19 protein-coding genes are annotated in these 24,173 nt (G+C 70.3%); 14 read left to right on the top strand and 5 right to left on the bottom strand.

Annotated elements, in window-relative coordinates; all coding sequences use genetic code 11:
- Positions 1–9: 9 nt before the first annotated feature.
- Positions 10–1,410, top strand: coding sequence for a HAMP domain-containing sensor histidine kinase (locus P2Q00_RS47385; RefSeq protein WP_275781122.1), 1,401 nt, complete (start codon positions 10–12; stop codon positions 1,408–1,410).
- 39 nt (positions 1,411–1,449) lie between these two features.
- Here the strand turns inward: P2Q00_RS47385 and P2Q00_RS47380 are convergent, their stop codons facing one another.
- Positions 1,450–2,451 (bottom strand): TAXI family TRAP transporter solute-binding subunit, encoded by a 1,002-nt coding sequence (locus P2Q00_RS47380; protein ID WP_275781121.1) that lies wholly within the window; start codon positions 2,449–2,451, stop codon positions 1,450–1,452.
- Between the two features lie 112 nt (positions 2,452–2,563).
- On the opposite strand from P2Q00_RS47380, the gene P2Q00_RS47375 reads away from it, so the two are divergent.
- From P2Q00_RS47375 to P2Q00_RS47365, 3 genes are all read left to right on the top strand, one after another.
- On the top strand, positions 2,564–2,968 hold the full coding sequence (locus tag P2Q00_RS47375) for a pyrophosphohydrolase domain-containing protein (protein WP_275781120.1): 405 nt from the start codon (positions 2,564–2,566) through the stop codon (positions 2,966–2,968).
- Positions 2,969–3,139: 171 nt separating this feature from the next.
- Complete coding sequence (gene miaB / locus P2Q00_RS47370; protein WP_275781119.1) at positions 3,140–4,657, top strand: tRNA (N6-isopentenyl adenosine(37)-C2)-methylthiotransferase MiaB; 1,518 nt, start codon at positions 3,140–3,142, stop codon at positions 4,655–4,657.
- Positions 4,658–4,711: 54 nt separating this feature from the next.
- Positions 4,712–5,449 carry a class III extradiol dioxygenase subunit B-like domain-containing protein gene (locus P2Q00_RS47365; RefSeq protein ID WP_275781118.1) on the top strand — a complete coding sequence of 246 codons (738 nt, stop codon included), beginning with the start codon at positions 4,712–4,714 and terminating at the stop codon, positions 5,447–5,449.
- Positions 5,450–5,520: 71 nt separating this feature from the next.
- Here P2Q00_RS47365 and P2Q00_RS47360 read toward each other — a convergent pair whose 3' ends face one another.
- Positions 5,521–5,790: an antitoxin gene (locus P2Q00_RS47360; protein WP_275781117.1), complete on the bottom strand. Its 270-nt coding sequence runs from the start codon at positions 5,788–5,790 to the stop codon at positions 5,521–5,523.
- Positions 5,791–5,874: 84 nt separating this feature from the next.
- Positions 5,875–6,150 (bottom strand): hypothetical protein, encoded by a 276-nt coding sequence (locus P2Q00_RS47355; RefSeq protein WP_275781116.1) that lies wholly within the window; start codon positions 6,148–6,150, stop codon positions 5,875–5,877.
- Positions 6,151–6,333: 183 nt separating this feature from the next.
- Between P2Q00_RS47355 and miaA the strand changes: the two genes are divergently transcribed.
- The 6 genes from miaA (at position 6,334) to hflX (ending at position 14,593) form a co-directional block, all read left to right on the top strand.
- Positions 6,334–7,272 (top strand): tRNA (adenosine(37)-N6)-dimethylallyltransferase MiaA, encoded by a 939-nt coding sequence (gene miaA, locus P2Q00_RS47350; protein WP_275781115.1) that lies wholly within the window; start codon positions 6,334–6,336, stop codon positions 7,270–7,272.
- A 108-nt stretch (positions 7,273–7,380) separates the two neighbouring features.
- The gene (locus P2Q00_RS47345) at positions 7,381–7,884 is read left to right on the top strand and encodes a hypothetical protein (protein WP_275781161.1); all 504 of its coding nucleotides are present in this window, start codon (positions 7,381–7,383) and stop codon (positions 7,882–7,884) included.
- An 86-nt stretch (positions 7,885–7,970) separates the two neighbouring features.
- Positions 7,971–8,846 carry a diaminopimelate epimerase gene (gene dapF, locus P2Q00_RS47340; protein WP_275781114.1) on the top strand — a complete coding sequence of 292 codons (876 nt, stop codon included), beginning with the start codon at positions 7,971–7,973 and terminating at the stop codon, positions 8,844–8,846.
- A 297-nt stretch (positions 8,847–9,143) separates the two neighbouring features.
- Complete coding sequence (locus tag P2Q00_RS47335) at positions 9,144–11,279, top strand: RelA/SpoT family protein (RefSeq protein WP_275781113.1); 2,136 nt, start codon at positions 9,144–9,146, stop codon at positions 11,277–11,279.
- Positions 11,280–11,397: 118 nt separating this feature from the next.
- The gene (locus P2Q00_RS47330) at positions 11,398–12,954 is read left to right on the top strand and encodes a M1 family metallopeptidase (RefSeq protein ID WP_275781112.1); all 1,557 of its coding nucleotides are present in this window, start codon (positions 11,398–11,400) and stop codon (positions 12,952–12,954) included.
- A gap of 145 nt (positions 12,955–13,099) precedes the next feature.
- Positions 13,100–14,593, top strand: a complete 1,494-nt coding sequence (gene hflX, locus P2Q00_RS47325; protein ID WP_275781110.1) for a GTPase HflX — start codon at positions 13,100–13,102, stop codon at positions 14,591–14,593.
- Positions 14,594–14,664: 71 nt separating this feature from the next.
- Here the strand turns inward: hflX and P2Q00_RS47320 are convergent, their stop codons facing one another.
- Positions 14,665–15,897, bottom strand: a complete 1,233-nt coding sequence (locus P2Q00_RS47320) for a trypsin-like serine peptidase (RefSeq protein ID WP_275781109.1) — start codon at positions 15,895–15,897, stop codon at positions 14,665–14,667.
- Between the two features lie 269 nt (positions 15,898–16,166).
- Here P2Q00_RS47320 and P2Q00_RS47315 point away from each other — a divergent pair, with 269 nt between their 5' ends.
- The 4 genes from P2Q00_RS47315 to P2Q00_RS47300 all read left to right on the top strand — a co-directional run bounded on the left by P2Q00_RS47315 (position 16,167) and on the right by P2Q00_RS47300 (position 23,110).
- Positions 16,167–17,750 carry a diaminobutyrate--2-oxoglutarate transaminase family protein gene (locus tag P2Q00_RS47315; RefSeq protein WP_425579664.1) on the top strand — a complete coding sequence of 528 codons (1,584 nt, stop codon included), beginning with the start codon at positions 16,167–16,169 and terminating at the stop codon, positions 17,748–17,750.
- Between the two features lie 439 nt (positions 17,751–18,189).
- Positions 18,190–20,022: an IucA/IucC family protein gene (locus tag P2Q00_RS47310; RefSeq protein WP_275781159.1), complete on the top strand. Its 1,833-nt coding sequence runs from the start codon at positions 18,190–18,192 to the stop codon at positions 20,020–20,022.
- A gap of 78 nt (positions 20,023–20,100) precedes the next feature.
- The gene (locus tag P2Q00_RS47305; RefSeq protein ID WP_425579665.1) at positions 20,101–20,910 is read left to right on the top strand and encodes a GNAT family N-acetyltransferase; all 810 of its coding nucleotides are present in this window, start codon (positions 20,101–20,103) and stop codon (positions 20,908–20,910) included.
- A gap of 223 nt (positions 20,911–21,133) precedes the next feature.
- A complete protein-coding gene (locus P2Q00_RS47300; protein ID WP_275781108.1) occupies positions 21,134–23,110 on the top strand; it encodes an ATP-dependent DNA helicase in 1,977 nt (658 codons plus the stop codon).
- 151 nt (positions 23,111–23,261) lie between these two features.
- Here P2Q00_RS47300 and lexA read toward each other — a convergent pair whose 3' ends face one another.
- Entirely contained in the window at positions 23,262–24,041 is a 780-nt protein-coding gene (gene lexA, locus P2Q00_RS47295) for a transcriptional repressor LexA (protein WP_030947215.1), read from the bottom strand.
- Positions 24,042–24,173: the final 132 nt, after the last annotated feature.

The following is a 24,173-nucleotide window of genomic DNA, read 5'->3' as shown; positions in this document are numbered from 1 at the left end:
CGTGCACGGGTGCGTACTCGTCTTCTTCCGCTGCTCATCGTCCTGATGGCGGCCGTGCTGCTCGCGCTCGGTATCCCGCTCGCCGTGAGCGTGGCCTCCGCCCAGCAGCAGAAGGTCGTCGTCGACCGGATCGACGACACGGCCCGCTTCGCGTCCCTCGCCCAGTTCGTCACCGACGCCTGCAGTTCCACGCGTACGTCCACGGACGAGCGCCTGGAGACTCTGAGCAGTGAACTCGACAGTTATTACGGCGTCTACGGCATCCGGGCCGGCGTGTTCTGCCGTACCGGCAGCCCCATGGCGCAGGCGCCGAAGACCTTCTTCCCCGACAAGGGCGAGGTGCGCGACGCGTTCGCCGAGGCCCTGCTCAGCCGCCGCAGCCACGACCCCAAGCAGGTGTGGCCCTGGCAGCGCCACCGTCTGGTCGTCGCCTCACCGGTCATCCGCGACGGTGACGTCGTCGCAGTCGTCGTCACCGACTCGCCCACCGGAGCGCTGCGTTCGCGGATCCTGCACGGCTGGCTGGTCATCGGCGTCGGCGAGATCGCCGCGATGCTGCTGGCCGTCGGCGCCGCGCTCCGGCTGACCGGCTGGGTGCTCAGGCCCGTACGGGTGCTGGACGCCACCACCCACGCGATCGCGAGCGGTCGGCTGAAGTCCCGGGTTGCGGCCGCCGGCGGCCCCCCGGAACTCCGGCGCCTGGCCCATGCGTTCAACGAGATGGCGGACAACGTCGAGGACGTCCTGGAGCAGCAGCGCGCCTTCGTCGCCGACGCCTCGCACCAGTTGCGCAACCCCCTTGCGGCGCTGCTGCTGCGTATCGAACTGCTGGCTCTCGAACTGCCGGAGGGCAATGAGGAGATCGCATCGGTCCGTACCGAGGGCAAGCGTCTTGCGGAGGTCCTCGACGACCTGCTCGACCTGGCCCTGGCCGAGCACACCGAGGCCGACCTGCACATCACCGACGTCGGCGCGCTGACCGCGGAGCGCGTCGCGGCCTGGACGCCGACCGCCGAGGCCAAGGGCGTACGGCTGGTGGGCAATTGCCCCCCGACCACTGCCTGGGCGGACCCGGTCACGCTCTCCAGCGCCCTGGACGCGGTGATCGACAACGCGGTCAAGTTCACGCCGAAGGACCAGTGCGTCGAGGTCACGGTCGCGGCCGACGGCGACACCTCGACCGTCGTGGTCACCGACAACGGCCCGGGCCTGACCGAAGAGGAACTCGCCCGCGTCGGCGACCGCTTCTGGCGCAGCGGCCGTCACCAGAACATCAAGGGCTCCGGCCTCGGCCTGTCCATCTCGCGCACGCTGCTCGCCGCGGGCGGCGGCTCGATCTCGTACGGCCATCACGAGCCGCACGGGCTGACGGTGACGGTGTCCGTGCCGAGGAACAGCCCCAGGGCTTGACCGAGGGGGCCGCTGCGGCCCGACCCAGAAGTGGTACGGCTACGGCTTGACCGATCGGTAGTAGCGCCGGGCGCCCTCGTGCAGGGCCAGCGGGTCGGTGTAGATCGCGGTGCGCAGGTCGACGAGCTGCGCGGAGTGGACCCTTGTCCCGATGCCGTCACGGCTCTTGATCACGGTGCGGGTCATCCACTCGGTGAGCCGGGGGTCCATGTCCTTGCGTGTCATCAGCACGTTGGACACCGCCAGCGTCGGCACCGCGACCCCGTTCTGGACACTGGGGTAGGCCGACTCCGGCATGTTGGTGGCGCGGTAGTAGCGGGTGGCCCGGCCCTGGCCGTGCAGCTTGGCGACGAGGCCGGGCTTGATCGGCACGAACCGGAAGGCGAAGGTGTCGGCGAGCTTCTGCAGCCCCTCCGTGGGCAGCCCGCCGGACCAGAAGAACGCATCGATCTTGCCCTGCTTCAGCTGGTCCGGCCCGGTGTCGATGCCGTCGGCGAACGGCGTGATGTCCTTCGCCGCGTCGATGCCGGCCGCCTTGAGCACCCGGTCGGCGATCAGTCGCACGCCTGAGCTGGGCGGCCCTATGGCCACCCGCTTGCCCTTGAGGTCCACGACGGATTTGATGCCCGAGTCGCGCGGGACGACGAGCTGCACATAGTCGTCGTACAGGCGGGCGACACCGCGCAGCTGGTGGGCGCCGGGGTTGTGGCCGGCCAGCTCGTACGTCTCCACCGCGTCGGCCGCGGCGATCGTGAAGTCGGCCTTGCCGGTCGCCACCCGTCTGACGTTCTCCTGGGAGCCGTCGCTGGTCAGCAGCTTCACCTTGAGGTCCGGCATGTCCTTGTCGAGCGCGGCGCGCAGCAGCTTGCCGTACTGCTGGTACACCCCGGCCGGCGTTCCCGTGCTGAACGTGATCGTTCCGCTCGGAGGGGCCTCGCCCAGGGGCAGCAGCCACCACAGCAGCAGCCCGAGGGCGACGACGCCGGCGGCTGCACCTTGCAGGGCCCGGCGCCTGCCGATCCGGGGGAACATCTTGGACATGCGAGGGATCCTGCCAGCCGGAACGCGGTGCTGACCAGGGCTGCCGGCCCGGGCAGGGGTCACAACGGGATCACGGCCGGGCGTTGTCAGTGGCGATCGCTAGAGTCGCCGTATGACCTCATCGCCCGCCGACCTGGTTCGCCAATTCCACCTCGCCGTCGGGCTCGACGCCCGTAGTACGCCCACCGAGGTCCCGCCCTCGCTTGCCGCCCACCGCGGAGAACTGCTTGCGGAGGAGGCCGCGGAGGTCGCCGAGGTCTCGGTCACGGGCCCGCTGGACAAGCTCGCACACGAACTGGCCGATGTCGTCTACGTCGCCTACGGCACGGCCCTGGTCCACGGCATCGACCTCGACGCGGTGATCGCCGAGATCCACCGCTCCAACATGACCAAGCTGGGCCCCGACGGCCTGGTCGCCCGCCGCACCGACGGCAAGGTTCTCAAGGGCGAGCACTACGAGGCCCCGGACGTGTCGGCGGTGCTGCGCCGCCAGGGGTGGGCGCCCGACGGTGTGTGAGGTCTTGCGGCGTGCCTGCGTATGGGGGAGCGGCGGCGGGTGGTCGCCGAGGGCAGCGCGAGCGTCTGGCACTCACCCGCTGTGCGATCCGCGCGGGCCTCATCGAGCCGTGAGGCCCAGGTTGTCCACAGGGCGACCGGAGACACTTCCGGCACCGCCTACCCTTGTCACATGAGCAGCATCGACCGGAGCCAGGCAGTGGGCGTGAAGACCTACGAAGTCCGCACCTACGGGTGCCAGATGAACGTCCACGATTCCGAGCGATTGTCCGGGCTGCTCGAAGAGGCCGGATACGTGCGTGCGCCCGAGGGGTCGGACGGGGACGCGGACGTCGTCGTCTTCAACACCTGCGCCGTGCGGGAGAACGCCGACAACCGGCTGTACGGCAACCTGGGCCGCCTCGCCCCGATGAAGACGAAGCGTCCCGGCATGCAGATCGCGGTCGGTGGCTGTCTCGCGCAGAAGGACCAGGACACCATCGTGAAGAAGGCGCCCTGGGTGGACGTCGTCTTCGGCACGCACAACATCGGCAAGCTGCCGGTCCTGCTGGAACGCGCGCGCGTGCAGGAAGAGGCCCAGGTCGAGATCGCCGAGTCCCTGGAGGCGTTCCCCTCCACCCTGCCGACGCGGCGCGAGAGCGCGTACGCGGCGTGGGTGTCGATCTCCGTCGGCTGCAACAACACCTGCACTTTCTGTATCGTCCCGGCCCTGCGCGGCAAGGAGAAGGACCGCCGGACCGGCGACATCCTCGCCGAGATCGAGGCCCTGGTCGGCGAGGGCGTCTCGGAGATCACGCTGCTCGGGCAGAACGTCAACGCGTACGGCTCCGACATCGGCGACCGCGAGGCCTTCAGCAAGCTGCTGCGCGCCTGCGGAAGGATCGACGGCCTGGAGCGCGTCCGCTTCACCTCCCCGCACCCGCGCGACTTCACGGACGACGTGATCGCGGCGATGGCCGAGACCCCCAACGTGATGCCGCAGCTGCACATGCCCCTGCAGTCCGGCTCGGACACGGTCCTGAAGGCGATGCGCCGCTCGTACCGGCAGGAGCGCTATCTCGGGATCATCGAGAAGGTGCGGGCGGCCATCCCGCACGCCGCCATCACCACCGACATCATCGTGGGCTTCCCCGGCGAGACCGAGGAGGACTTCGAGCAGACCCTGCACGCCGTCCGCGTCGCCCGGTTCGCCCAGGCCTTCACGTTCCAGTACTCCAAGCGCCCCGGCACCCCGGCCGCGACCATGGACAACCAGATCCCCAAGGAGGTCGTCCAGGCGCGCTACGAGCGTCTCGTCGCCCTCCAGGAGGAGATCTCCTGGGAGGAGAACAAGAAGCAGGTCGGCCGCACCCTGGAGCTGATGGTCGCCGAGGGCGAGGGCCGCAAGGACGGTGCCACGCACCGTCTCTCCGGCCGCGCCCCCGACAACCGCCTGGTCCACTTCACCAAGCCCGAGCAGGAGGTGCGCCCCGGGGACGTGGTCACGGTCGAGATAACGTACGCCGCCCCGCACCACCTCCTCGCCGAGGGCGCCGTCCTCGACGTGCGCCGCACGCGCGCAGGGGATGCCTGGGAGAAGCGCAACGCGGCCGAGGCGGCGAGGCCGGCGGGCGTGATGCTGGGCCTGCCGAAGATCGGCGCCCCCGAGCCGCTGCCGGTCGCGACGGGGAGCGGCTGCGGCTGCGACTGACCGGTCCGCTCGGCGCGGTGTCCCTCGGCAGTCGGCGGGGTTACTCTGCCGATCGTGCTTGTCGCCGCTGCAGTCTGCCCCTGCCCGCCGCTGCTCGTGCCCGAGGTGGCCGCGGGTGCCGCCGCGGAACTGGACGTCGCGCGTGCCGCGTGCACGGACGCGCTCGGTGTGCTCGCCGCTGCCCGGCCCGACCGGCTCGTCGTCGTCGGTCCCGCCGAGCAGGGCGGCCGTGGCATGTATCGCGAGGGCACCCTCGGCTCCTTCCGCGGCTTCGGCGTGGACGTCGACGTACGGCTCGGGAGGGCCAAGGACGCCGAGGCCGAAGATCCGGCCCCGGCGGCGTCGGAGCGGTTGCTTCCGCCCTCGCTGGCGGTGGCCGCGTGGCTGCTTGGGCGTACCGGGTGGTCCGATGCTCCGATCGAGGGACTCGGTGTGGGGGATCCACTCGCGGCCGAGCGGTGTATTCAGGTCGGAGGGGAAATCGCCGCCGGGGCCGAGCGGGTGGCGCTGCTGGTGATGGGCGACGCCAGCGCGTGCCGCACGCTGAAGGCCCCCGGTTATCTCGACGAGCGCGCGGCAGCCTTCGACGCGGCGGTCGCGCGTGCGCTGGGGGAGGCGGACGTGGCGGCTCTCAAGGCGCTGGACACCGAGCTGGCGTACGAGCTGAAGGCATCCGGCCGAGCCTCCTGGCAGGTTCTCGCGGGCGCGGCCGAGGGCACGGACCTCGCCGGTGCGCTGCTGTACGAGGACGCGCCGTACGGGGTGGGGTACATCGTCGCGGCCTGGTCGTAGAAGCGCAGGGGAAACGGCGGACGGCCGGGGGCTCTAGGGCCCCGCGGCCGTCCGCCGTTGTGCCGTGCCGTTCAGGAAGCCGGCGGCGTGGAGTGCGGCGGCGCGGTCGTGCCGCCGCCCGTCCTCGTCTCGTCCTTGTGCGCAAGTCGTTCCATGGCGTCCTTGGCCCTGCCGGCCCCGGTGTGGATCTTGTCGCTGTACTTGCCCTTGGTCTTCTCGTCGACGACCTTCGCGGCCTTGTCGAGACCGTTCGTGATCTTGCCCCCGTGCTGCTGCGCGAGGCCGGAGACCCTGTCCTTGGCCGGGGACAGCTTGGCCTTCAAATTGTTCAGGAGACCCATGGTCCGCCTTCCGTTGTTCCCGGGCTTGGTGCACCCCACGGCACAGCCACCGGCGTGCCCCTTCGGCTCACGCGCGCGGGGCGGTTATGTGCGGGCGTCCTCGCCGGCGTCGCTGTCGGCCGCCTCCTCGGCGGACTGCTGCTTGGGGATCTCGACGCCCTCACCGGAAGTGGACTCGACGGTTTCCGCCGGCGCCGGCGCCGGCTCGCTCTCGGTCCGCTCCTCGGCCTCGGCCGACCCCTTCGTCTCTGCCGCCTCCTCCGCCGCGGGCTCGGCCGTCTGTGTGTCGGCCTGAGCCTCGGCGGTTGACGCCTCCTCCGTAGCCTTCGACCTCCGCAGAAGTCGTGCGAAAACGCCCATATCCACTCCATAAGTTACTTGTGCGGGTGAGATCCCGCGTCGTCCGGTGCGTCCGTTTGCGTCGCCCGGGCCGCCGCCTCCCGAAAACCGGCGGCGAGAACCTCGCAACGGGCAACGACCCCGCCCCCGTGCCGTCACGTAACTCGTTCGAGGACAGCCCTCGGGGTTTGCGAGACTGGTGCAGTGAGCACCGCACCCCCCGCCCCCCGAGTCATCGCCGTCGTCGGACCGACCGCGGCAGGAAAATCCGATCTGGGCGTTTTTCTCGCCCGGCAGCTCGGAGGCGAGGTCGTCAACGCCGACTCCATGCAGCTCTACCGGGGGATGGACATCGGAACCGCCAAGCTGACGCCCGAGGAGCGTGGCGGCATTCCGCATCACCTCCTCGATATCTGGGACGTGACGGTCACGGCGTCCGTCGCCGAGTACCAGAAGCTGGCGCGTGCCAAGATCGACGGGCTGCTTGCCGAGGGCCGCTGGCCGATCCTGGTCGGCGGCTCCGGCCTGTACGTCCGCGGGGCCGTCGACAACCTGGAGTTCCCCGGTACCGACCCCGAGGTCAGAGCCCGGCTCGAGGAGGAGCTCGCACTGCGCGGGTCCGGCGCGCTGCATGCCAGACTTGCCGCCGCGGACCCCGAGGCGGCGCAGGCGATCCTGCCCAGCAACGGCCGCCGTATCGTCCGCGCCCTCGAAGTGATCGAGATCACCGGCCAGCCCTTCACCGCCAACCTGCCCGGCCATGACTCGGTCTACGACACCGTCCAGATCGGCGTCGACGTGGCCCGCCCCGAGCTCGACGAGCGCATCGCCCGCCGGGTCGACCGGATGTGGGACACGGGGCTCGTGGACGAGGTGCGCGCGCTGGAGGCGCAGGGGCTGCGCGAGGGGCGTACGGCTGCCCGCGCGCTCGGCTACCAGCAGGTGCTCGCGGCGCTGGCGGGAGAGTGCACCGAGCAGGAGGCGCGGGCCGAGACCGTGCGCGCCACCAAGCGCTTCGCGCGCCGTCAGGATTCCTGGTTCCGGCGCGACCCGCGGGTGCACTGGCTCAGCGGGGCTGCGGCGGATCTCACAGAACTTCCGCACCGCGCACTGGCGTTGGTCGAACGACCGGTTACAGCCTGATCACGTCATGGCATCGGGACGCTCCGGCCGCCGTCCCGGCCTCCGGCGCCGTGCCATCATCGAGCTTCGATCGACCAAGTGGAGTCCTAGTTGGGAGGGCGCGTGGCGATGGAGGCCGGCCCTCGCGACACCGCACAAGGCACCGAGCCCCTCACCGTCGAGAGCGGTGAACCGGAGCAGGACGAGGACCGTCTGAGCCCCGACGGGCCCGACGAGACGCAGGGCGGAGTGACCGCCGACGGCCCCGAGCCCGAAGAGATGTTCGCCGGTGGCCCCGAGGTCGAGGTCGAGCTGCGCCCGCAGCGCCGCCTGCGCATCTGGCAGCTCGCCCCCATCGTCGCCCTCGCTGCGGTCGGCTCCCTGATGTTCGCCTTCCCACTTGCCTTCGACTTCGGCGACAGCGGGGCCGTGATCGCCATGCTGGGGCTCCTTATCTGCTCCTGCGCGGCGGGCTGGGGCATGATGGCCGCCCGCCGGGTCGGCTACACCGGGCCGGGCCTGCCGCAGCGCGGCTCCGGCCGCAGACCGGACTGGCGAGTGGTCCTGGCGTACGTGGTCGTAGTGGCCGCGGTGGTCGTCCTGGCCGTATGGCGCGTAGCAAGGCTCCGCTGAAACGCCCCTGAAAGGGGCGCGGGGAACTGTGTGATCAACCCCCACCGGCCCGCAGTCAAAGAACGTCCTTCCCTTACGATCGAGGCATGAGCACGCGCACGCGGATCGCCTTCCTCAAGGGCCACGGCACGGAGAACGACTTCGTGATCGTGCCGGACCCCGAGAACTCCATCGACCTGCCCCCGGCCGCCGTCGCCGCCCTGTGCGACCGCCGCGCGGGCATCGGCGGTGACGGCCTGCTGCACGTGGTGCGGTCCGCCGCGCACCCCGAGGCGCAGGACATGGCGGCCGAGGCCGAGTGGTTCATGGACTACCGCAACGGCGACGGTTCGATCGCGGAGATGTGCGGCAACGGCGTGCGGGTGTTCGCGCACTACCTCCAGCGCGCCGGGTACGTGGGCGAGGGCGACCTGGCGGTGGCCACGCGCGGGGGCGTGAAGAGCGTGCACATCGCGAAGGACGGTGACATCACCGTCGGCATGGGCAAGGCGCGCCTCCCCGAAGGGGACGTCACGGTGAGTGTCGGCGAGCGCAGCTGGCCCGCGCGGAACGTGAACATGGGCAACCCGCACGCGGTCGCGTTCGTCGACGACCTCGCGCACGCCGGCAACCTGTTCTCCCCGCCGCCGTTCAGCCCGGCCTCCGTGTACCCGGACGGGGTGAACGTCGAGTTCGTGGTCGACCGCGGTCCCCGGCACGTCGCGCTGCGCGTCCACGAGCGCGGTGCCGGCGAGACCCGCTCGTGCGGCACGGGCGCGTGCGCCGTCGCCGTCGCCGCCGCCCGTCGGGACGGCGCCGACCCGGCCGTCACCGGGAGCCCGGTGACGTACACCGTCGATGTGCCCGGCGGAACCCTGGTGATCACCGAACAGCCCGACGGCGAGATCGAGATGACCGGCCCGGCAGTGATCGTCGCCGAGGGCGAGATCGAATCCGAGTGGCTGGAAACATTCGTTCGCTGAACAATAAGGCGGCTTGGGATCCGAGGCCGGTGTGCCCGGTGGTGCAGAGGAAGACCTCCGGGGCGACGGCCATGGGTTCGAAATCACGGACGGCCCCTGCCATGTGGCGCGAAACCGTAAACCTACAGACCTTCGCTCGAATGGGTGATCCGTTTCACGCTCGGCGAGAGGCGGTCAGCCGCACGTGATGGGCTCGGTAGCATCAAGCACCGGCCCGGACGGGGGACCGTTGCCATCCCCTGAGCCGTGTCCGCCATGGGGCACCCCGTCCGCCGGTCCACGCAGCCGGAGGTGCCCATGAGTGCGGAGGCCACGAATCCCGCGACCCCAGGTCCGGTATCAGGCCCGGCGGCGCGCTGGCGGGCGCGGATCGACCTGCGCCGCCTCGGCCGTGCCGCCCTGCTCGGCCCCGCCACCCGTGACCGGCTGCCCAGCGCCATCAGCCATGTCGTCGACGCTCACCGGGCCCACTACCCCAGCGCCGACCTCGAACCCCTGCGCCGCGCCTACGTGCTGGCCGAGTCCTCGCACCGCGGCCAGATGCGCAAGAGCGGCGAGCCGTACATCACGCACCCGCTCGCGGTGACCCTGATCCTCGCCGAACTCGGCGCGGAGACCACGACTTTGACGGCCTCTCTGCTCCACGACACCGTCGAGGACACGGACGTGACTCTCGATCAGGTCGGCGAGCAGTTCGGGTCGGAGGTCCGCTATCTCGTCGACGGCGTCACAAAGTTGGAGAAGGTCGACTACGGCGCCGCCGCCGAGCCCGAGACCTTCCGCAAGATGCTCGTCGCCACCGGCAGCGACGTCCGTGTGATGTCGATCAAACTCGCCGACCGGCTGCACAACATGCGCACCCTCGGCGTCATGCGCCCCGAGAAACAGGCGCGCATCGCCAAGGTCACCCGCGACGTCCTCATCCCGCTCGCCGAGCGGCTCGGCGTTCAGGCGCTGAAGACCGAGTTGGAGGACCTGGTCTTTGCGATCCTCCATCCCGAAGAGTACGAGCACACGCGGGAGTTGATCGTCGACAACGCCTCCCGCGCCGACGACCCGCTCGCCGAGATCGCCGACGAGGTACGAGGCGTGCTGCGCGACGCCGACATCCCGGCCGAAGTCCTCATCCGGCCGCGGCACTTCGTCTCCGTCCACCGCGTCGCCCGCAAGCGCGGCCAGCTGCGCGGCTCCGACTTCGGCCGCCTGCTGGTGCTGGTGAACGAGGACGCGGACTGCTACGGCGTCCTCGGCGAACTGCACACCTGTATGACGCCTGTCGTCTCGGAGTTCAAGGACTTCATCGCCGTCCCCAAGTTCAACCTGTACCAGTCCCTGCACACTGCGGTCGCCCGCGCCGACGGCCAGGTCGCCGAAGTCCTCATCCGCACCCACCAGATGCACAAGGCCGCCGAGGCCGGCGTCGTCGCGCTCGGCAATCCCTACGCTCCTCCTCCGGAGGAGCACACCCCGGCCGACGGCGAGCGTGTCGACCCCACCCGCCCCGGCTGGCTCTCCCGTCTCCTCGACTGGCAGGAGGCCGCGCCCGACCCGGACACGTTCTGGTCCACCCTCCGCGAGGACCTCGCCCAGGACCGTGAGATCACCGTCTTCCGCCCCGACGGCGGCACGCTCGGCCTGCCCGAAGGTGCCACGTGCGTCGACGCCGCCTACGCCCAGTACGGCGAGGACGCGCACGCGTGCATCGGCGCACGCGTCAACGGCCGCCTGGCGACGCTGAGTACGGTCCTGCGGGACGGCGACACCGTCCAGCTCCTCATGGGCCAGGACCCGGCCTCCGAGCCCTCCAGAGAGTGGCTGGAGCACGCCCACACGCCTGCCGCCCGTATCGCCATCCAGCGGTGGCTCGCGGCCCACCCGACGCACGATGAGGTGCAGGAGGGAGAGCCGGAGAGGTCGCAGGAGACCGACGAGGAGCTCTCGGCCGCTCCCCGGCCCGCCGCCGACGGCCCGACCTCCCGCCCCACCACCGCCGACATCACGGTCGACCAGCCCGGCGCGACCGTACGCCTCGCCGGCTGCTGCACGCCCGTACCGCCCGACGAGGTGACCGGCTTCGCCGTACGGGGCGGTGTGGTCACCGTCCACCGCATCGAGTGCGCCGCTGTGGAGCGCATGAAGAGCGGGGGGCGCGCAGAGGTCGACGTGCGCTGGGGGGACACCACCGAGTGCCGGGTCACGCTGCTAGCCGAATCGTTCGTCCGCCCCCATCTGCTGGCGGACCTGACGGAGGCCATGGCCCTCGAAGGCGCCGAAATCGTGTCCGCGACGGTCGAACCCCCGACCCAGCAGCGCGTCCGCCACACGTACACACTCCAGCTCCCGGACGCGGCCCACCTGCCCGCGCTGATGCGGGCGATGCGCAATGTCCCGGGGGTCTACGACGTGAGCCGGGCACAGACGCCGGGCGTGTGAGCACTGAGCGAGGCGCCCCATGACGCCAGAACCGCACACCCGCACCTGACCTACCCATTCGGGTGGGCCGAACGCGAGTCGTCGCCGTCCGGCACGCGCGCGCTGATAGCGGTGATCCATGCTGCTCACCCCGCGCTCCCAGGCCCAACGACCCGGTACCCACGGCCCGCGCCCCGGCATCGCGGCCTGCTTCCGCCGTCCTCCCCGGAGTCCACGCCGCCTCAAGGCGACCGCACTGCTCGCCTCCGCCGTCTCCGTCTGCCTCCTGGCCGCGAGCTCGCCCCCCGTCCCCCTGGGCCTCGGCGACCGCCTCTACCCGGAACTCGGCAACCCCGGATACGACGTGGAGTCGTACAACCTCTCGTTCACCTATCCCGGCACCAACAGCAAGCCCCTCCAGGCCATCACCACGATCAACGCCCGGACGACCACGGACCTGGACCGCCTCAACCTCGACTTCGCGCACGGCAAGGTCGAGTCGGTCCAGGTCAACGGTGAGCCGGCCACGTTCACCAGTGCGGGTGACGACCTCGTCGTCACGCCCACCAGGCCGCTGGCCGCGGGCAGCTGGACGCGGATCACCGTGCGGCACACCAGCGACCCCGTGGCCGCCAAGGACCAGGACGGCGGCTGGGTGCGCACCGAGGACGGGCTCGCCATGGCCAACCAGGCCGATGCCGCGCACGTGGTGTTCCCGTGCAACGACCACCCTTCCGACAAGGCGATGTTCACCATCCGGATCACCGCCCCCAACGACTACACGGCCGTGGCCAACGGCCTGCCGACCGACGTGGAGCGCGGCAGCGAGGCGACCACCTGGACGTATCGCACCCGGCACCCCATGGCCACCGAGCTCGCCCAGGTGTCCATCGGCCACTCCAGCGTGCTGCACCGCACCGGGCCGCATCACCTGCCCGTACGAGACGTCGTACCCACCAAGGACCGCAAAGAGCTCGAACCGTGGCTCGCCGAGACCCCCGACCAGATCGCCTGGATGGAGAGCAAGGTCGGTCGCTACCCCTTCGAGACGTACGGCGTGCTCATGGCACAGGCGTCCACCGGCTTCGAACTCGAGACGCAGACGCTCTCTCTCTTCGAGAGAGAGCTCTTCACCGGGCACACCTACCCCAAGTGGTACGTCGAGTCGATCATGGTGCACGAGCTGTCCCACCAGTGGTTCGGCGACAGCGTCAGCCCGCGCACATGGTCCGACCTGTGGCTCAACGAAGGGCACGCCACGTGGTACGAGGCCCTGTACGCGGACGAGAAGGGCCACATGCCCATGGAGAAGCGCATGAAGGCCGCGTACGCCGCCTCCGACGGCTGGCGGGACGCCGGAGGACCGCCGGCCGCACCCAAGGCTCCCGACCCCGGTCAGAAGATCAGCATCTTCCGGCCGAACGTCTACGACGGCGCCGCGCTCGTGCTCTATGCCCTGCGCCAGGAGATCGGCCGCCCCGCCTTCGAGCATCTGGAACGGTCCTGGGTGACCCTTCACCGCGACGGTACGGCCACGACCGCCGACTATGAGCGGCTCGCCTCCCGGATCTCCGGGCGTGACCTGAGCGGCTTCTTCAAAGGCTGGCTGTACGGCGAGAAGACCCCGCCGATGCCAGGGCACCCGGACTGGAAGCCGGCGGCACCCGGCACGAAGGCTGCAAAGCCCGCGAAATAAGGCGATGACCGGACGGGCCGTGCCGTGCGACCATCTTCGGGTCGGCGCGGCACGGGTCGCGGGAATCTCCCGGGGTACTCATGCGTTGAGCACAGTGATTGCTGTGCGATCGCCGCATCGGAATCCTCATCGACGTAAGGACCCAATGACCTCCTCTTCATCCCCTTCCCAGGACACTGAGCGCTTCGCGCACACCTACCCCGAGGGTCTTCGGGCCGATGCCCTGATGGAAGAGGACGTCGCCTGGAGCCACGAGATCGACGGAGAGCGGGACGGCGACCAGTTCGACCGCTCCGAGCGCGCGGCCCTGCGCCGCGTGGCGGGCCTCTCCACCGAACTCGAGGACGTCACCGAGGTCGAGTACCGACAGCTCCGCCTGGAGCGAGTCGTGCTCGTCGGCGTCTGGACCACGGGGACCGCGCAGGACTCGGAGAACTCCCTCGCGGAGCTCGCCGCCCTGGCGGAGACGGCGGGTGCGCTCGTGCTCGACGGCGTGATCCAGCGCCGCGACAAGCCCGACGCGGCCACCTACATCGGTTCCGGCAAGGCCACCGAGCTCAGGGACATCGTCCTGGAGACCGGCGCCGACACCGTGATCTGCGACGGTGAGCTCAGCCCCGGCCAGCTCATCCACCTGGAAGACGTCGTCAAGGTCAAGGTCATCGACCGTACGGCCCTGATCCTCGACATCTTCGCCCAGCACGCCAAGTCCCGAGAGGGCAAGGCGCAGGTCGCGCTCGCGCAGATGCAGTACATGCTGCCGAGGCTGCGCGGCTGGGGTCAGTCGCTGTCCCGGCAGATGGGCGGCGGCAAGGGCGGCGGCCTCGCCACCCGTGGTCCCGGTGAGACCAAGATCGAGACCGACCGGCGTCGGATCCGCGAGAAGATGGCGAAGATGCGCCGGGAGATCGCGGAGATGAAGACCGGCCGCGAGATCAAGCGCCAGGAGCGCAAGCGCAACAAGGTGCCGTCCGTCGCCATCGCGGGCTACACCAATGCCGGCAAGTCCTCGCTGCTCAACCGCCTCACGGGCGCGGGCGTCCTGGTCGAGAACGCCCTGTTCGCGACCCTTGACCCGACCGTCCGCCGGGCGGAGACCCCGAGCGGCCGCCTGTACACGCTGGCCGACACGGTCGGTTTTGTACGTCATCTGCCGCACCACCTGGTCGAGGCGTTCCGCTCCACCATGGAGGAGGTCGGCGAGTCCGACCTGATCCTGCACGTGGTGGACGGCTCGCACCCGGCCCCGGAGGAGCAGTTGGCCGCCGTACGCGAGGTGATCAGGGATGTCGGCGCCACCGACGTGCCCGAGATCGTCGTGATCAACAAGGCGGACGCGGCCGACCCGCTGACGCTGCAACGGCTCATGCGGATGGAGAAGCGCTCCATCGCGATCTCGGCCCGCACCGGCCAGGGCATCCAGGAGCTGCTCGCGCTCATCGACAACGAGCTGCCGAGGCCCTCCGTCGAGATCGAGGCGCTGGTGCCGTACACCCACGGCAAGCTGGTCGCCCGCGCGCACGACGAGGGCGATGTGATCTCCGAGGAGCACACCCCGGAGGGCACGCTGCTCAAGGTGCGGGTGCACGAGGAACTGGCGGCGGACCTCGCGCCGTATGTTCCGGTCCCGCTGGTCTGAGCGAGAAGAGGCGCCCCGGCTGTCACACGACGGCCGGGGCGCCTCTCTGTTGCTCTCTGCCGGACTGCTCTCTACTGGCCGGCGAACTTCTTGCTCACCGAGGTGTACACACCCTTGGCCACGTCACCCAGCCGCGGTCCGGCCAGCCAGCCCGAAGTCACCGGGCCGATCGAGGTGTTGGACACCAGCGCCGGCTTGCCGTCCGAGCCCGTCGCGACCCAGCCGCCGCCGGAAGAACCGCCGGTCATGGTGCAGCCGATGCGGTACATCGTCGGGTCCGAGGCGTTGATCGACAGCCGTCCCGGCTTGTCCGTGCACTGGAACATCTTCTGGCCGTCGAACGGCGCGGCGGCGGGGTAGCCGGTCGCGGTGATGCCGGGAACCTTCGGCACGGCCGGGGCGTTGAAGTCGACAGGCAGTGCCGAACCGACCGTCTCCTCCAGTGACTTGCCGTTGCCGCCCTTCTCCGGCGTCACATGGATGACGGCGTAGTCGTACGAGGCACCGTCACCACCGGTCTCGCCACCCTTCTCGATCCACTGCTGGGAGGTCTGCGCCCAGTCGCCCCACCAGACGCCGTACGGAGCGGCTTCCTCCTTGGTGGCGTTCTGCAGTTGGGCGGCCGATTTGCCCGCGTTGTTGTACGACGGCACGAACGCGATGTTGCGGTACCAGCCGCCCTTCTTGCCGGCGTGCACGCAGTGGCCCGCCGTCCACACGAGGTTCGACTTGCCGGGGTGGGCCGGGTCCTCCACGACCGTTGCCGAGCAGACCATCGTGCCCTCGGGGGAGTCGAAGAACACCTTTCCGGATGTCGCCGCGTTGGCGTGGTACGTAGGCGCCACGGCCTTCGCGTCCACCGGCGCCGGCGTGGGGTCGGTCACGCCCTGGTCACCGGAGAGGTCGTTGTTGTCGACGCTCTTGGCCGGGTCGTTGGCCTTCCGCATCCGGTCCGGGTTCCACAGGCCCTTGATGATCGGGTTGATGAAGTCGTCGGCCTCGCGCAGCCAGTCGTCCTTGTTCCAGTTCTTCCAGGCGCCGTGCTTCCACTTGTCGATGTCGATCCCGTGCTCTTTGAGCTTGTTCTTGATGTCGTCCGGGATCTTGATCTTGCCGTCGCCGCTGCTGCCGATGTCGGTCGCGGAGGCGGAAGCCTGGCCGTCGGCCTTGTCGTCGCCCGAGTTGCAGGCGGTGGCGGTGAGCGCAAGCGCCGAGGCGAGGGCAACGGCGGCCAGAACGGGGGAGGTTCTGCGGCGGGCACCCCGTTCCCGGCGAACGGTGACGGACGGCCTTATGGATCGCATGCTCTGACTCCCCCTGGGGTGAACTGATCAAATCGGGTGCTACGTCCGTGATTTCACGCTCGGCGCAGGTGATCTCAGGTGACTTCACGGCTCCTTGGAACGGCATCACACACTATGCGCTCGCTGTGGGGGACTTCCGACGGAACGGCAACGGTTCCGTCACGGAAAGGATCTTGAGGCAACCCGTAACCCGGTGAGCGATGGGGGGGTTGGTACCGATGGGGGTTCTGCTGTCCGTGTGCGGTCCCCCGGCGGGAGGACAGGGAGTCGTGGCCGAGTCTGCAGGCGGCGGGAGTGCGTCCGAGGGAACTCTTGGGCGGCGTGCTGTCGGTGAGGTGTCCGCGACCGCGCGGGCCGCGCACGAAGGGATCCTGCGGCGCCAGTCGGCACGCGAATCGGCGGCGCGCACCTATGCGCGCGCCCTGCCGATCGTGCCCGTGCGGGCCCGGGGGCTGACCATCGAGGGTGCCGACGGCCGCCGCTACCTCGACTGCCTTTCGGGTGCCGGGACGCTCGCCCTCGGCCACAACCACCCCGTTGTGCTGGAGGCCATCCGCAAAGTCCTCGACTCGGGTGCCCCGCTGCACGTCCTCGACCTGGCGACCCCCGTCAAGGACGCCTTCGTCACCGAGTTGTTCCACACCCTGCCGCGCGGTCTCGCCGACCACGCACGCGTGCAGTTCTGCGGGCCGGCGGGTACCGACGCGGTGGAAGCCGCGCTCAAGCTGGTCCGCACCGCGACCGGCCGCACCGGACTCCTGGCCTTCACCGGTGCCTACCACGGCATGACCGCCGGAGCCCTTGACGCGTCCGGGGACGCCCCGGACGTACGAGTCGCCCGCCTCCCGTATCCCCAGGACTACCGCTGCCCCTTCGGCGTCGGCGGCCCGCGCGGCGCCGAACTCGCGACCCGCTGGACCGAGTCCGTCCTCGACGACCCCAAGTCGGGGGTGCCACATCCCGCGGGCATGATTCTGGAACCCGTCCAGGGCGAGGGCGGGGTGATCCCCGCGCCGGACGCGTGGATGCGACGTATGCGAGAGATCACGGCGGCGCGCTCCATCCCGCTGATCGCCGACGAGGTCCAGACGGGGGTCGGACGGACCGGTGCCTTCTGGGCGGTGGAGCACAGCGGCATCACCCCCGACGTGATGGTGCTCTCCAAAGCCATCGGCGGCAGCCTCCCCCTCGCCGTCGTGGTCTACCGCGACGACCTCGACGTCTGGGAACCCGGCGCCCACGCAGGCACGTTCCGCGGCAACCAACTCGCCATGGCCGCAGGCACGGCCACCCTGGCCTACGTCCGTGAAAACCGCCTCGCCGAGCGAGCGGCCACCCTCGGCTCCCGCATGCTCGACCAACTCCGCTCCTTGGCAGGGGAGTTTCCGTGCATCGGGGACGTGCGGGGGCGGGGGCTGATGATCGGGGTGGAACTGGTGGATGCGGAGGGGGATTGCGGGAGGCTCGGGGACGGGACTTCCGGTGATGGGGGTGCCGCCGATGCTTTGCTGGGCAGTGAGCCCCTCAACGGCGGAGTGACTCCGGCGGTGGTGCAGGATTCCCGCGCCGGCAGCCCGCGCCCGGCCGATCCCGAACTCGCGGCCGCCGTCCAGCGTGAGTGCCTCCGACGTGGCCTCATCGTCGAACTGGGGGGCCGCCACGCAAGCGTCGTGCGGCTCCTCCCGCCACTGACGATCAGCGAAGAACAGGCGGCCGCGGTATTCGACCGACTGGCCGATGCAGTGGAGGCGGCAGCCCGCGACCGCTCCGGCCGACCACCTGGAATACGACGGCAGCGCCGACCCGACCCCCGGCACCGACGGCAGGGCGATCGCGCCGAGCGGACGGGTTAGTACGGCGACTCGTGCGGACGCGCACTTGCACGTTCCGTCGGCACCAACGTCCCTGCCCGTGCTCCCGCTTGTGCCTCAGGGGAGGTATCGATATCCGCCTATTTCTCGAACACCTTGACACCAGGACGCCCATACCTCCACGTCGCCCGTAGCGCAGTACGGCCCAGGTTCGTCCCGGCACGAACCGGAACCACCCACGAGGACCGCTTTGAATCCCACCTCCGCATCCGACGCCCGAGCCCATGCCCCTGAGCGAGTCCCCTCCGATGCACCGCCCTCCCAGCAGACTCCACCTGCATCGGTGAGCCCATCAGTGCCTGGTCAGGGAGCGGGCCCGAAAGCAGAGAGCGGGCCGAAGCAGGCCGGAGAGTCAGGAGCGGGCAGGATTCCGGAGCAGGCGAGGGCTCCGCAGCAGCGCAAAGCCCCCGCGGCCGAGAGTCTGCGCCACGCCGCCGCCGATCTCCTCGAGCACCCCGACCCGCGCACCGCAGCCGAGGCCGCGGCCGTCGAGAACCTGCTGCGCTGTTGGGTGCGTGAAGCCGGCCTCCACGCCCCCGACGACGGCACACTCCGCATCCCCCTGCCCGCCAGCGGCACGGCCCTCCTCGCCCCGGTCCATTACTGGTCCCCGACGGGATGGCACCGGTTCGGTCTCCCGTTCCTCGCCAACACCCCCGAACACTCCCCACCGGCCGACGCGGTCACAGTCGCCGCCCTCCTCGCCCGGGAGACGCCCGAGAGCGGCACCGACAGCCGCGCCCTGCCCGCCACCCCCCGACCGACGACCAGCGCCGCCCCCAACCCTGCGACTGCCTCCACATCAGCCCCCGATCCAACCGCCTCCGACTCCGCACCGGACCTGGTCGCCCGCGTCGCCGACTCCCTCCGTCGTACCGGCGCTTTCATCCGCGAACGCCGGGAACGCCCCTCCGACGGACCCGACCTCTTCCTGGCATCCGAGCAGGCACTCGTACTCGGGCACCCGCTCCACCCCACCCCGAAGAGCCGCGAAGGTCTCTCCGAGGCCGAAGCGCGCCTGTACTCACCGGAGTTGCGCGGCTCCTTCCCCCTGCACTGGTTGGCTGTCGCCCCCTCCGCACTTGCCACAGACTCCGCCTGGACCGAGCGCGGCCGTCCCGTCCCGGCACCCCAGCTCATGGCACGGCTCGCCGAAGCCGAGCTGATGCTTCCCGACGGCTACGCAGCCCTGCCGCTGCACCCCTGGCAATGGGGCGAGGTCCGGCAACGCCCCGAGACCGCGGCCCTGTTCGACGCCGGACTGCTCCGCGACCTCGGTACGCATGGCTCACCGTGGCACCCCACCTCCTCCGTACGCACCGTCCACCGGTCCGGCTCCCCTGCCATGCTCAAGCTGTCGCTGGGCTTGCGGATCACCAACTCCCGTCGCGAGAACCTCCGCAAGGAACTGCACCGAGGCGTCGAGGTCCACCGCCTGTTGCGCGGCGGCCTGTCCAAGCAGTGGCAGGCCGCCCACCCCGGGTTCGACATCGTCCGCGACCCGGCCTGGCTCGCGGTCGACGCGCCGGACGGCACCCCCGTGCCCGGACTCGACGTGATGATCCGCCACAACCCGTTCAACCCGTCGGACGACGTCTCCTGCATCGCCGGTCTCGTCTCACCCCGGCTGCCCCTGAGGTCCCGACTGGCCACGGTTGTCACGCGCCTGGCGGGCCGAACCGGTCGCCCCTGTACGGCCGTTGCCGCCGAGTGGTTCCTGCGCTACCTCGAGCAGGTCGTCCGTCCCGTGCTGTGGCTGGACGCGGAGGCGGGCATCGCCCTGGAGGCGCATCAACAGAACACACTCCTCCTGCTGGACGCCGACGGCTGGCCCGTCGGCGGCCGCTACCGCGACAACCAGGGCTACTACTTCCGTGAGTCCCGGCGCGCGGAACTCGACGCCCGGCTGCCCGGTATCGGGGAGCACAGCGACACCTTCGTTTCCGACGAGGTCACAGACGAGCGCTTCGCCTATTACCTCGCGATCAACAACGTGCTCGGCCTCATCGGTGCCTTCGGCTCCCAGCGCCTCGCCGACGAACAGCTGCTGCTCGCCGCCTTCCGCCGCTTCCTCGGCGATGTCGCCTCCGGTCCCGGCCGGTTGGGCACCACACTCCCCGCCCACCTGCTGGACTCACCCGTCCTGCGGTGCAAGGCCAACCTGCTGACCCGTCTGCACGGCCTCGACGAACTCGTCGGCCCGGTCGACACCCAGTCCGTCTACGTCACCATCGCCAACCCCCTCCATCCCTGACAGCCACCGCCCATCACCGTCAACTCCCTGCGCTTCCGAGGAACATGCCCCACCCCGCCTTCTGAGAGGAGCGGCGCCGTGCCTCCCACCGACGCCAGCGCACACCCAGCCACCGCCACCGGCGCCGCCATGGGCATCGGCCCAAGCCCCCTTACGGCTGAGAGCAGTGCCGACGTGAGCACGGACAACGAGGACACACTGGACCTGCGTCTGCCCGACGAGCTGGTTGCACTCTTCGCAGCGGAGAACGACTCCGGCAAGGCACGAAGCCGGTGTGAAGCCCCGGCCCCGTCCGCTTCCGTCACCACTGCCGAGGACGACCTCCTCGACCGTGTCGCCGACTGGGGGCCGGTCGTCACACCCGCGGGCGTGTTCCACCTTGTCCCCGTGCACGTCGACCGGGATCTGCCGCTGATCAGCCGCTGGATGAATGACCCTGCCGTCGCGGAGTTCTGGGAGCTGGCCGGTCCTCCGGCCGTGACCGAGGGGCACCTACGGGCCCAGCTCTCCGGCGACGGACGCAGTGTCCCGTGCCTCGGTGTGCTGGAGGGCACGCCGATGAGTTACTGGGAGATCTACCGGGCGGACCTCGACCCATTGGCCCGCCACTATCCCGCTCGACCTCATGACACCGGACTCCACCTCCTCATCGGCGGGGTCGCCGACCGCGGCCGCAAGCTCGGCAGCACCCTGCTCCGAGCCACGGCCGATCTCACCCTCGACAAGCGACCTGCCTGCGCACGCGTCGTCGCGGAACCCGACATTCGCAACACCCCCTCCGTCGCTGCTTTTCTGAGCGCCGGCTTCCGGTTCTCCGCCGAGGTCGACCTGCCCGCCAAGCGAGCCGCCCTCATGATCCGTGACCGGTCCCTGCGCGATCTGCTGTGACGCCATGCCGCCACAGCGTCACTTTTGGTACACCGCTCGCGCCGAGCCGGTTTCCACCGCCGCCGATCCGTTTTCTCCACAGCGCCGATCTCAAGGGCACCCGAGCCGGTCTTCCCGAGCGATCCGCCCCGACCCTCACCGAGGAGCACCCGGTCTTGATCCCGCCCCTCGTCCCCGCCTTGATCACCCGATTGTCAGTGCCGGGCCGTAGGGTGGTCGCGCTATGACGAAGCCCTCACTCCCCGAACTCCTGCATGCTGCCGTCACTGCCGTCGGCGGTACGGAGCGCCCCGGCCAGGTGACCATGGCCGAAGCCGTCGCGGAGGCGATCGACGACGGTTCCCATCTGCTGGTCCAGGCCGGCACCGGCACCGGAAAGTCGCTGGGCTACCTCGTGCCCGCGCTCGCGCACGGGGAGCGTGTCGTCGTGGCGACGGCCACCCTCGCCCTCCAGCGCCAGCTCGTCGAGCGGGATCTGCCGCGCACCGTCGACGCGCTGCACCCGTTGCTGCGCCGCCGCCCGGAGTTCGCAATGCTGAAGGGCAGGTCGAACTACCTCTGCCTGCACCGCCTCCACGAGGGCGTCCCGCAGGACGAGGAGGAAGGGCTGTTCGACCAGTTCGAGGCGGCCGCCCCCACCAGCAAGCTGGGCCAGGACCTGCTGCGGCTGCGCGAGTGGTCCGACGAGACCGAGACCGGTGACCGCGACAACCTCACGCCCGGCGTGTCCGACCGGGCCTGGGCGCAGATCTCGGTTTCCTCCCGGGAGTGTCTGGGCGCCACGAAGTGCGCGTACGGAGCCGAGTGCTTCGCCGAGATGGCCCGCGAGCGTGCCAAGCTCGCCGAGGTCGTCGTCACCAACCACGCTCTGCTTGCGATCGACGCCATCGAGGGCGCCCCGGTCCTCCCGCAGCACGAGGTTCTGATCGTCGACGAGGCGCACGAGCTGGTCTCCCGGGTCACCGGAGTGGCCACGGGCGAGCTCACACCCGGCCAGGTCAACCGAGCGGTCCGCCGCGCCGCGAAACTGGTCAACGAGAAGGCCGCCGACCAGCTCCAGACCGCCGCCGAGGGCTTCGAGCGGCTGATGGAGCTGGCCCTGCCGGGCCGTCTGGAGGAGATCCCGGAGGACCTCGGGTACGCGCTCATGGCGCTGCGCGATGCCTGCCGTACGGTGATCTCCGGGATCGGTGCGACCCGCGACAAGTCCGTCCAGGACGAGGACGCCGTGCGCAAGCAGGCGCTGGCTTCCGTGGAGACGGTGCACGACGTGGCGGAGCGGATCACGAACGGCTCCGAGTGGGACGTCGTCTGGTACGAGCGCCATGACCGCTTCGGCGCCTCCCTCCGGGTTGCCCCCATGTCCGTGTCGGGCCTGTTGAGGGAGAAGCTCTTCGCGGACCGCTCCGTCGTCCTGACCTCCGCGACGCTGAAGCTGGGCGGCGACTTCAACGGCGTCGGCGCCTCCCTCGGGCTCGCCCCGGAAGGCACGGAGGGCGAGGACCTCCCGCAGTGGAAGGGCGTCGACGTCGGCTCGCCCTTCGACTACCCCAGGCAGGGCATCCTGTACGTCGCCAAGCACCTGTCGCGTCCCGCGCGGGACGGCGACCGCGCGGACATGCTGGACGAGCTGACGGAGTTGATCCAGGCGGCCGGCGGCCGCACCCTCGGCCTCTTCTCCTCCATGCGGGCCGCGCAGCTCGCCGCCGAGGAACTGCGCTCCCGGATCCCGGAGTTCCCGATCCTCCTGCAGGGCGAGGAGACGCTCGGCGAGCTGATCAAGAACTTCGCCGCCGACCCGAAGACCTGCCTGTTCGGCACGCTGTCGCTCTGGCAGGGCGTCGACGTCCCCGGCCCCAGCTGCCAGCTGGTCGTCATGGACAAGATCCCGTTCCCGCGTCCGGACGACCCGCTGATGAGCGCCCGCCAGAAGGCGGTGGAGGACGCGGGAGGCAACGGCTTCATGGCAGTCGCCGCCACCCACGCCGCGCTGCTGATGGCCCAGGGCGCCGGCCGCCTCGTACGAGCGTCGGGGGACCGCGGCGTGGTCGCCGTACTGGATCAGCGACTGGCCACTGCCCGATACGGCAGCTATCTGAAGGCGTCACTGCCGGACTTCTGGTACACGACGGACCGTAACCAGGTCCGGAAGTCGCTGGCGGCGATCGACGCGGCGGCGCAGAAGACAGAGGCCGAATAATCGGGGGTTGGGCTGTCGCGGCGCCGTGACAGCACAACCCCGATCACAAGCGACCCGGGACCCACCCGGACAGCACAGGGCCCCGGAACCGGCGCAGGGGTCCCGGGGCCCGGTCAGAGGGTGGTTCCGCACGAACCGCCCGCCGCAGCCGTCATACGCGCCGCAGCACTGCCACCACCTTGCCGAGGATGGTCGCGTCGTCGCCAGGGATGGGCTCGTACGCCGCGTTGTGCGGGAGGAGCCAGACATGGCCGTCCTCGCGCTTGAAGCGCTTGACGGTGGCCTCGCCTTCGAGCATGGCCGCGACGATGTCGCCGTTCTCGGCGACGGGCTGGCGGCGCACCGTCACCCAGTCGCCGTCGCAGATGGCGGCCTCGATCATGGAGTCGCCGACGACCTTCAGCACGAACAGCTCGCCGTCACCGACCAGCTGGCGGGGGAGAGGGAAGACGTCCTCGACCGACTCCTCGGCGAGGATCGGGCCACCGGCGGCGATGCGGCCGACCAGCGGGACGTACGACGCGGCAGGCTTGCCGGCGGTGTCGGTGGGCTGCACGGAGGCGCCCTGGTCGGAGCCGCGCACCTCGTAGGCGCGCGGGCGGTGCGGGTCGCGGCGCAGGAAGCCCTTGCGCTCCAGTGCCATCAGTTGGTGTGCGACCGAGGACGTGCTGGACAGGCCGACCGCCTGGCCGATCTCCCGCATCGACGGCGGGTAGCCGCGCCGCTGCACGGAGTCCCTGATGACCTCGATCACCCGGCGCTGCCGGTCGGTGAGTCCCGAGCTGTCCGCCCGGATGCCTGGAGGTCGGCCCGGCAGGGAGCGCTTGTGCCCCTCGGGATTCACGGCTTCGTTCATCGCATGCACCGGCTCGAGTCGGCCCTGGGAGCGGTCCTGGGCAGTGATGGTGGCACTGTCTGCGGTGGTGGTCACGTCGGCCCCTCTCGATGGTCTCCCTGCTGGACAACGGTAGTTGCTTTCGAAAGGTTGCGCCAAACACACGTTCGAGTGAAAAAACGCGGATCGCCTTACTTGATCACGTGTCTGGGTGTATAGCTAACGCGG

The sequence above is a fragment of the Streptomyces coacervatus genome, assembly GCF_029223485.1.
Classification (GTDB): domain Bacteria; phylum Actinomycetota; class Actinomycetes; order Streptomycetales; family Streptomycetaceae; genus Streptomyces; species Streptomyces coacervatus.
The sequence above is the reverse complement of the archived record's forward strand: the minus strand, read 5'-3'. Positions and strand labels throughout refer to the sequence as shown.

Coding starts and splice junctions, on each gene's coding strand:
- P2Q00_RS47330 (WP_275781112.1), top strand. CDS start 11,398: ATGCTGCTCACCCCGCGCTCCCAGGCCCAACGACCCGGTACCCACGGC.
- P2Q00_RS47335 (WP_275781113.1), top strand. CDS start 9,144: ATGAGTGCGGAGGCCACGAATCCCGCGACCCCAGGTCCGGTATCAGGC.
- P2Q00_RS47345 (WP_275781161.1), top strand. CDS start 7,381: ATGGAGGCCGGCCCTCGCGACACCGCACAAGGCACCGAGCCCCTCACC.
- P2Q00_RS47380 (WP_275781121.1), bottom strand. CDS start 2,451: ATGTCCAAGATGTTCCCCCGGATCGGCAGGCGCCGGGCCCTGCAAGGT.
- P2Q00_RS47300 (WP_275781108.1), top strand. CDS start 21,134: ATGACGAAGCCCTCACTCCCCGAACTCCTGCATGCTGCCGTCACTGCC.
- P2Q00_RS47355 (WP_275781116.1), bottom strand. CDS start 6,150: ATGGGCGTTTTCGCACGACTTCTGCGGAGGTCGAAGGCTACGGAGGAG.
- miaB (WP_275781119.1), top strand. CDS start 3,140: ATGAGCAGCATCGACCGGAGCCAGGCAGTGGGCGTGAAGACCTACGAA.
- hflX (WP_275781110.1), top strand. CDS start 13,100: ATGACCTCCTCTTCATCCCCTTCCCAGGACACTGAGCGCTTCGCGCAC.
- P2Q00_RS47375 (WP_275781120.1), top strand. CDS start 2,564: ATGACCTCATCGCCCGCCGACCTGGTTCGCCAATTCCACCTCGCCGTC.
- dapF (WP_275781114.1), top strand. CDS start 7,971: ATGAGCACGCGCACGCGGATCGCCTTCCTCAAGGGCCACGGCACGGAG.
- P2Q00_RS47320 (WP_275781109.1), bottom strand. CDS start 15,897: ATGCGATCCATAAGGCCGTCCGTCACCGTTCGCCGGGAACGGGGTGCC.
- P2Q00_RS47360 (WP_275781117.1), bottom strand. CDS start 5,790: ATGGGTCTCCTGAACAATTTGAAGGCCAAGCTGTCCCCGGCCAAGGAC.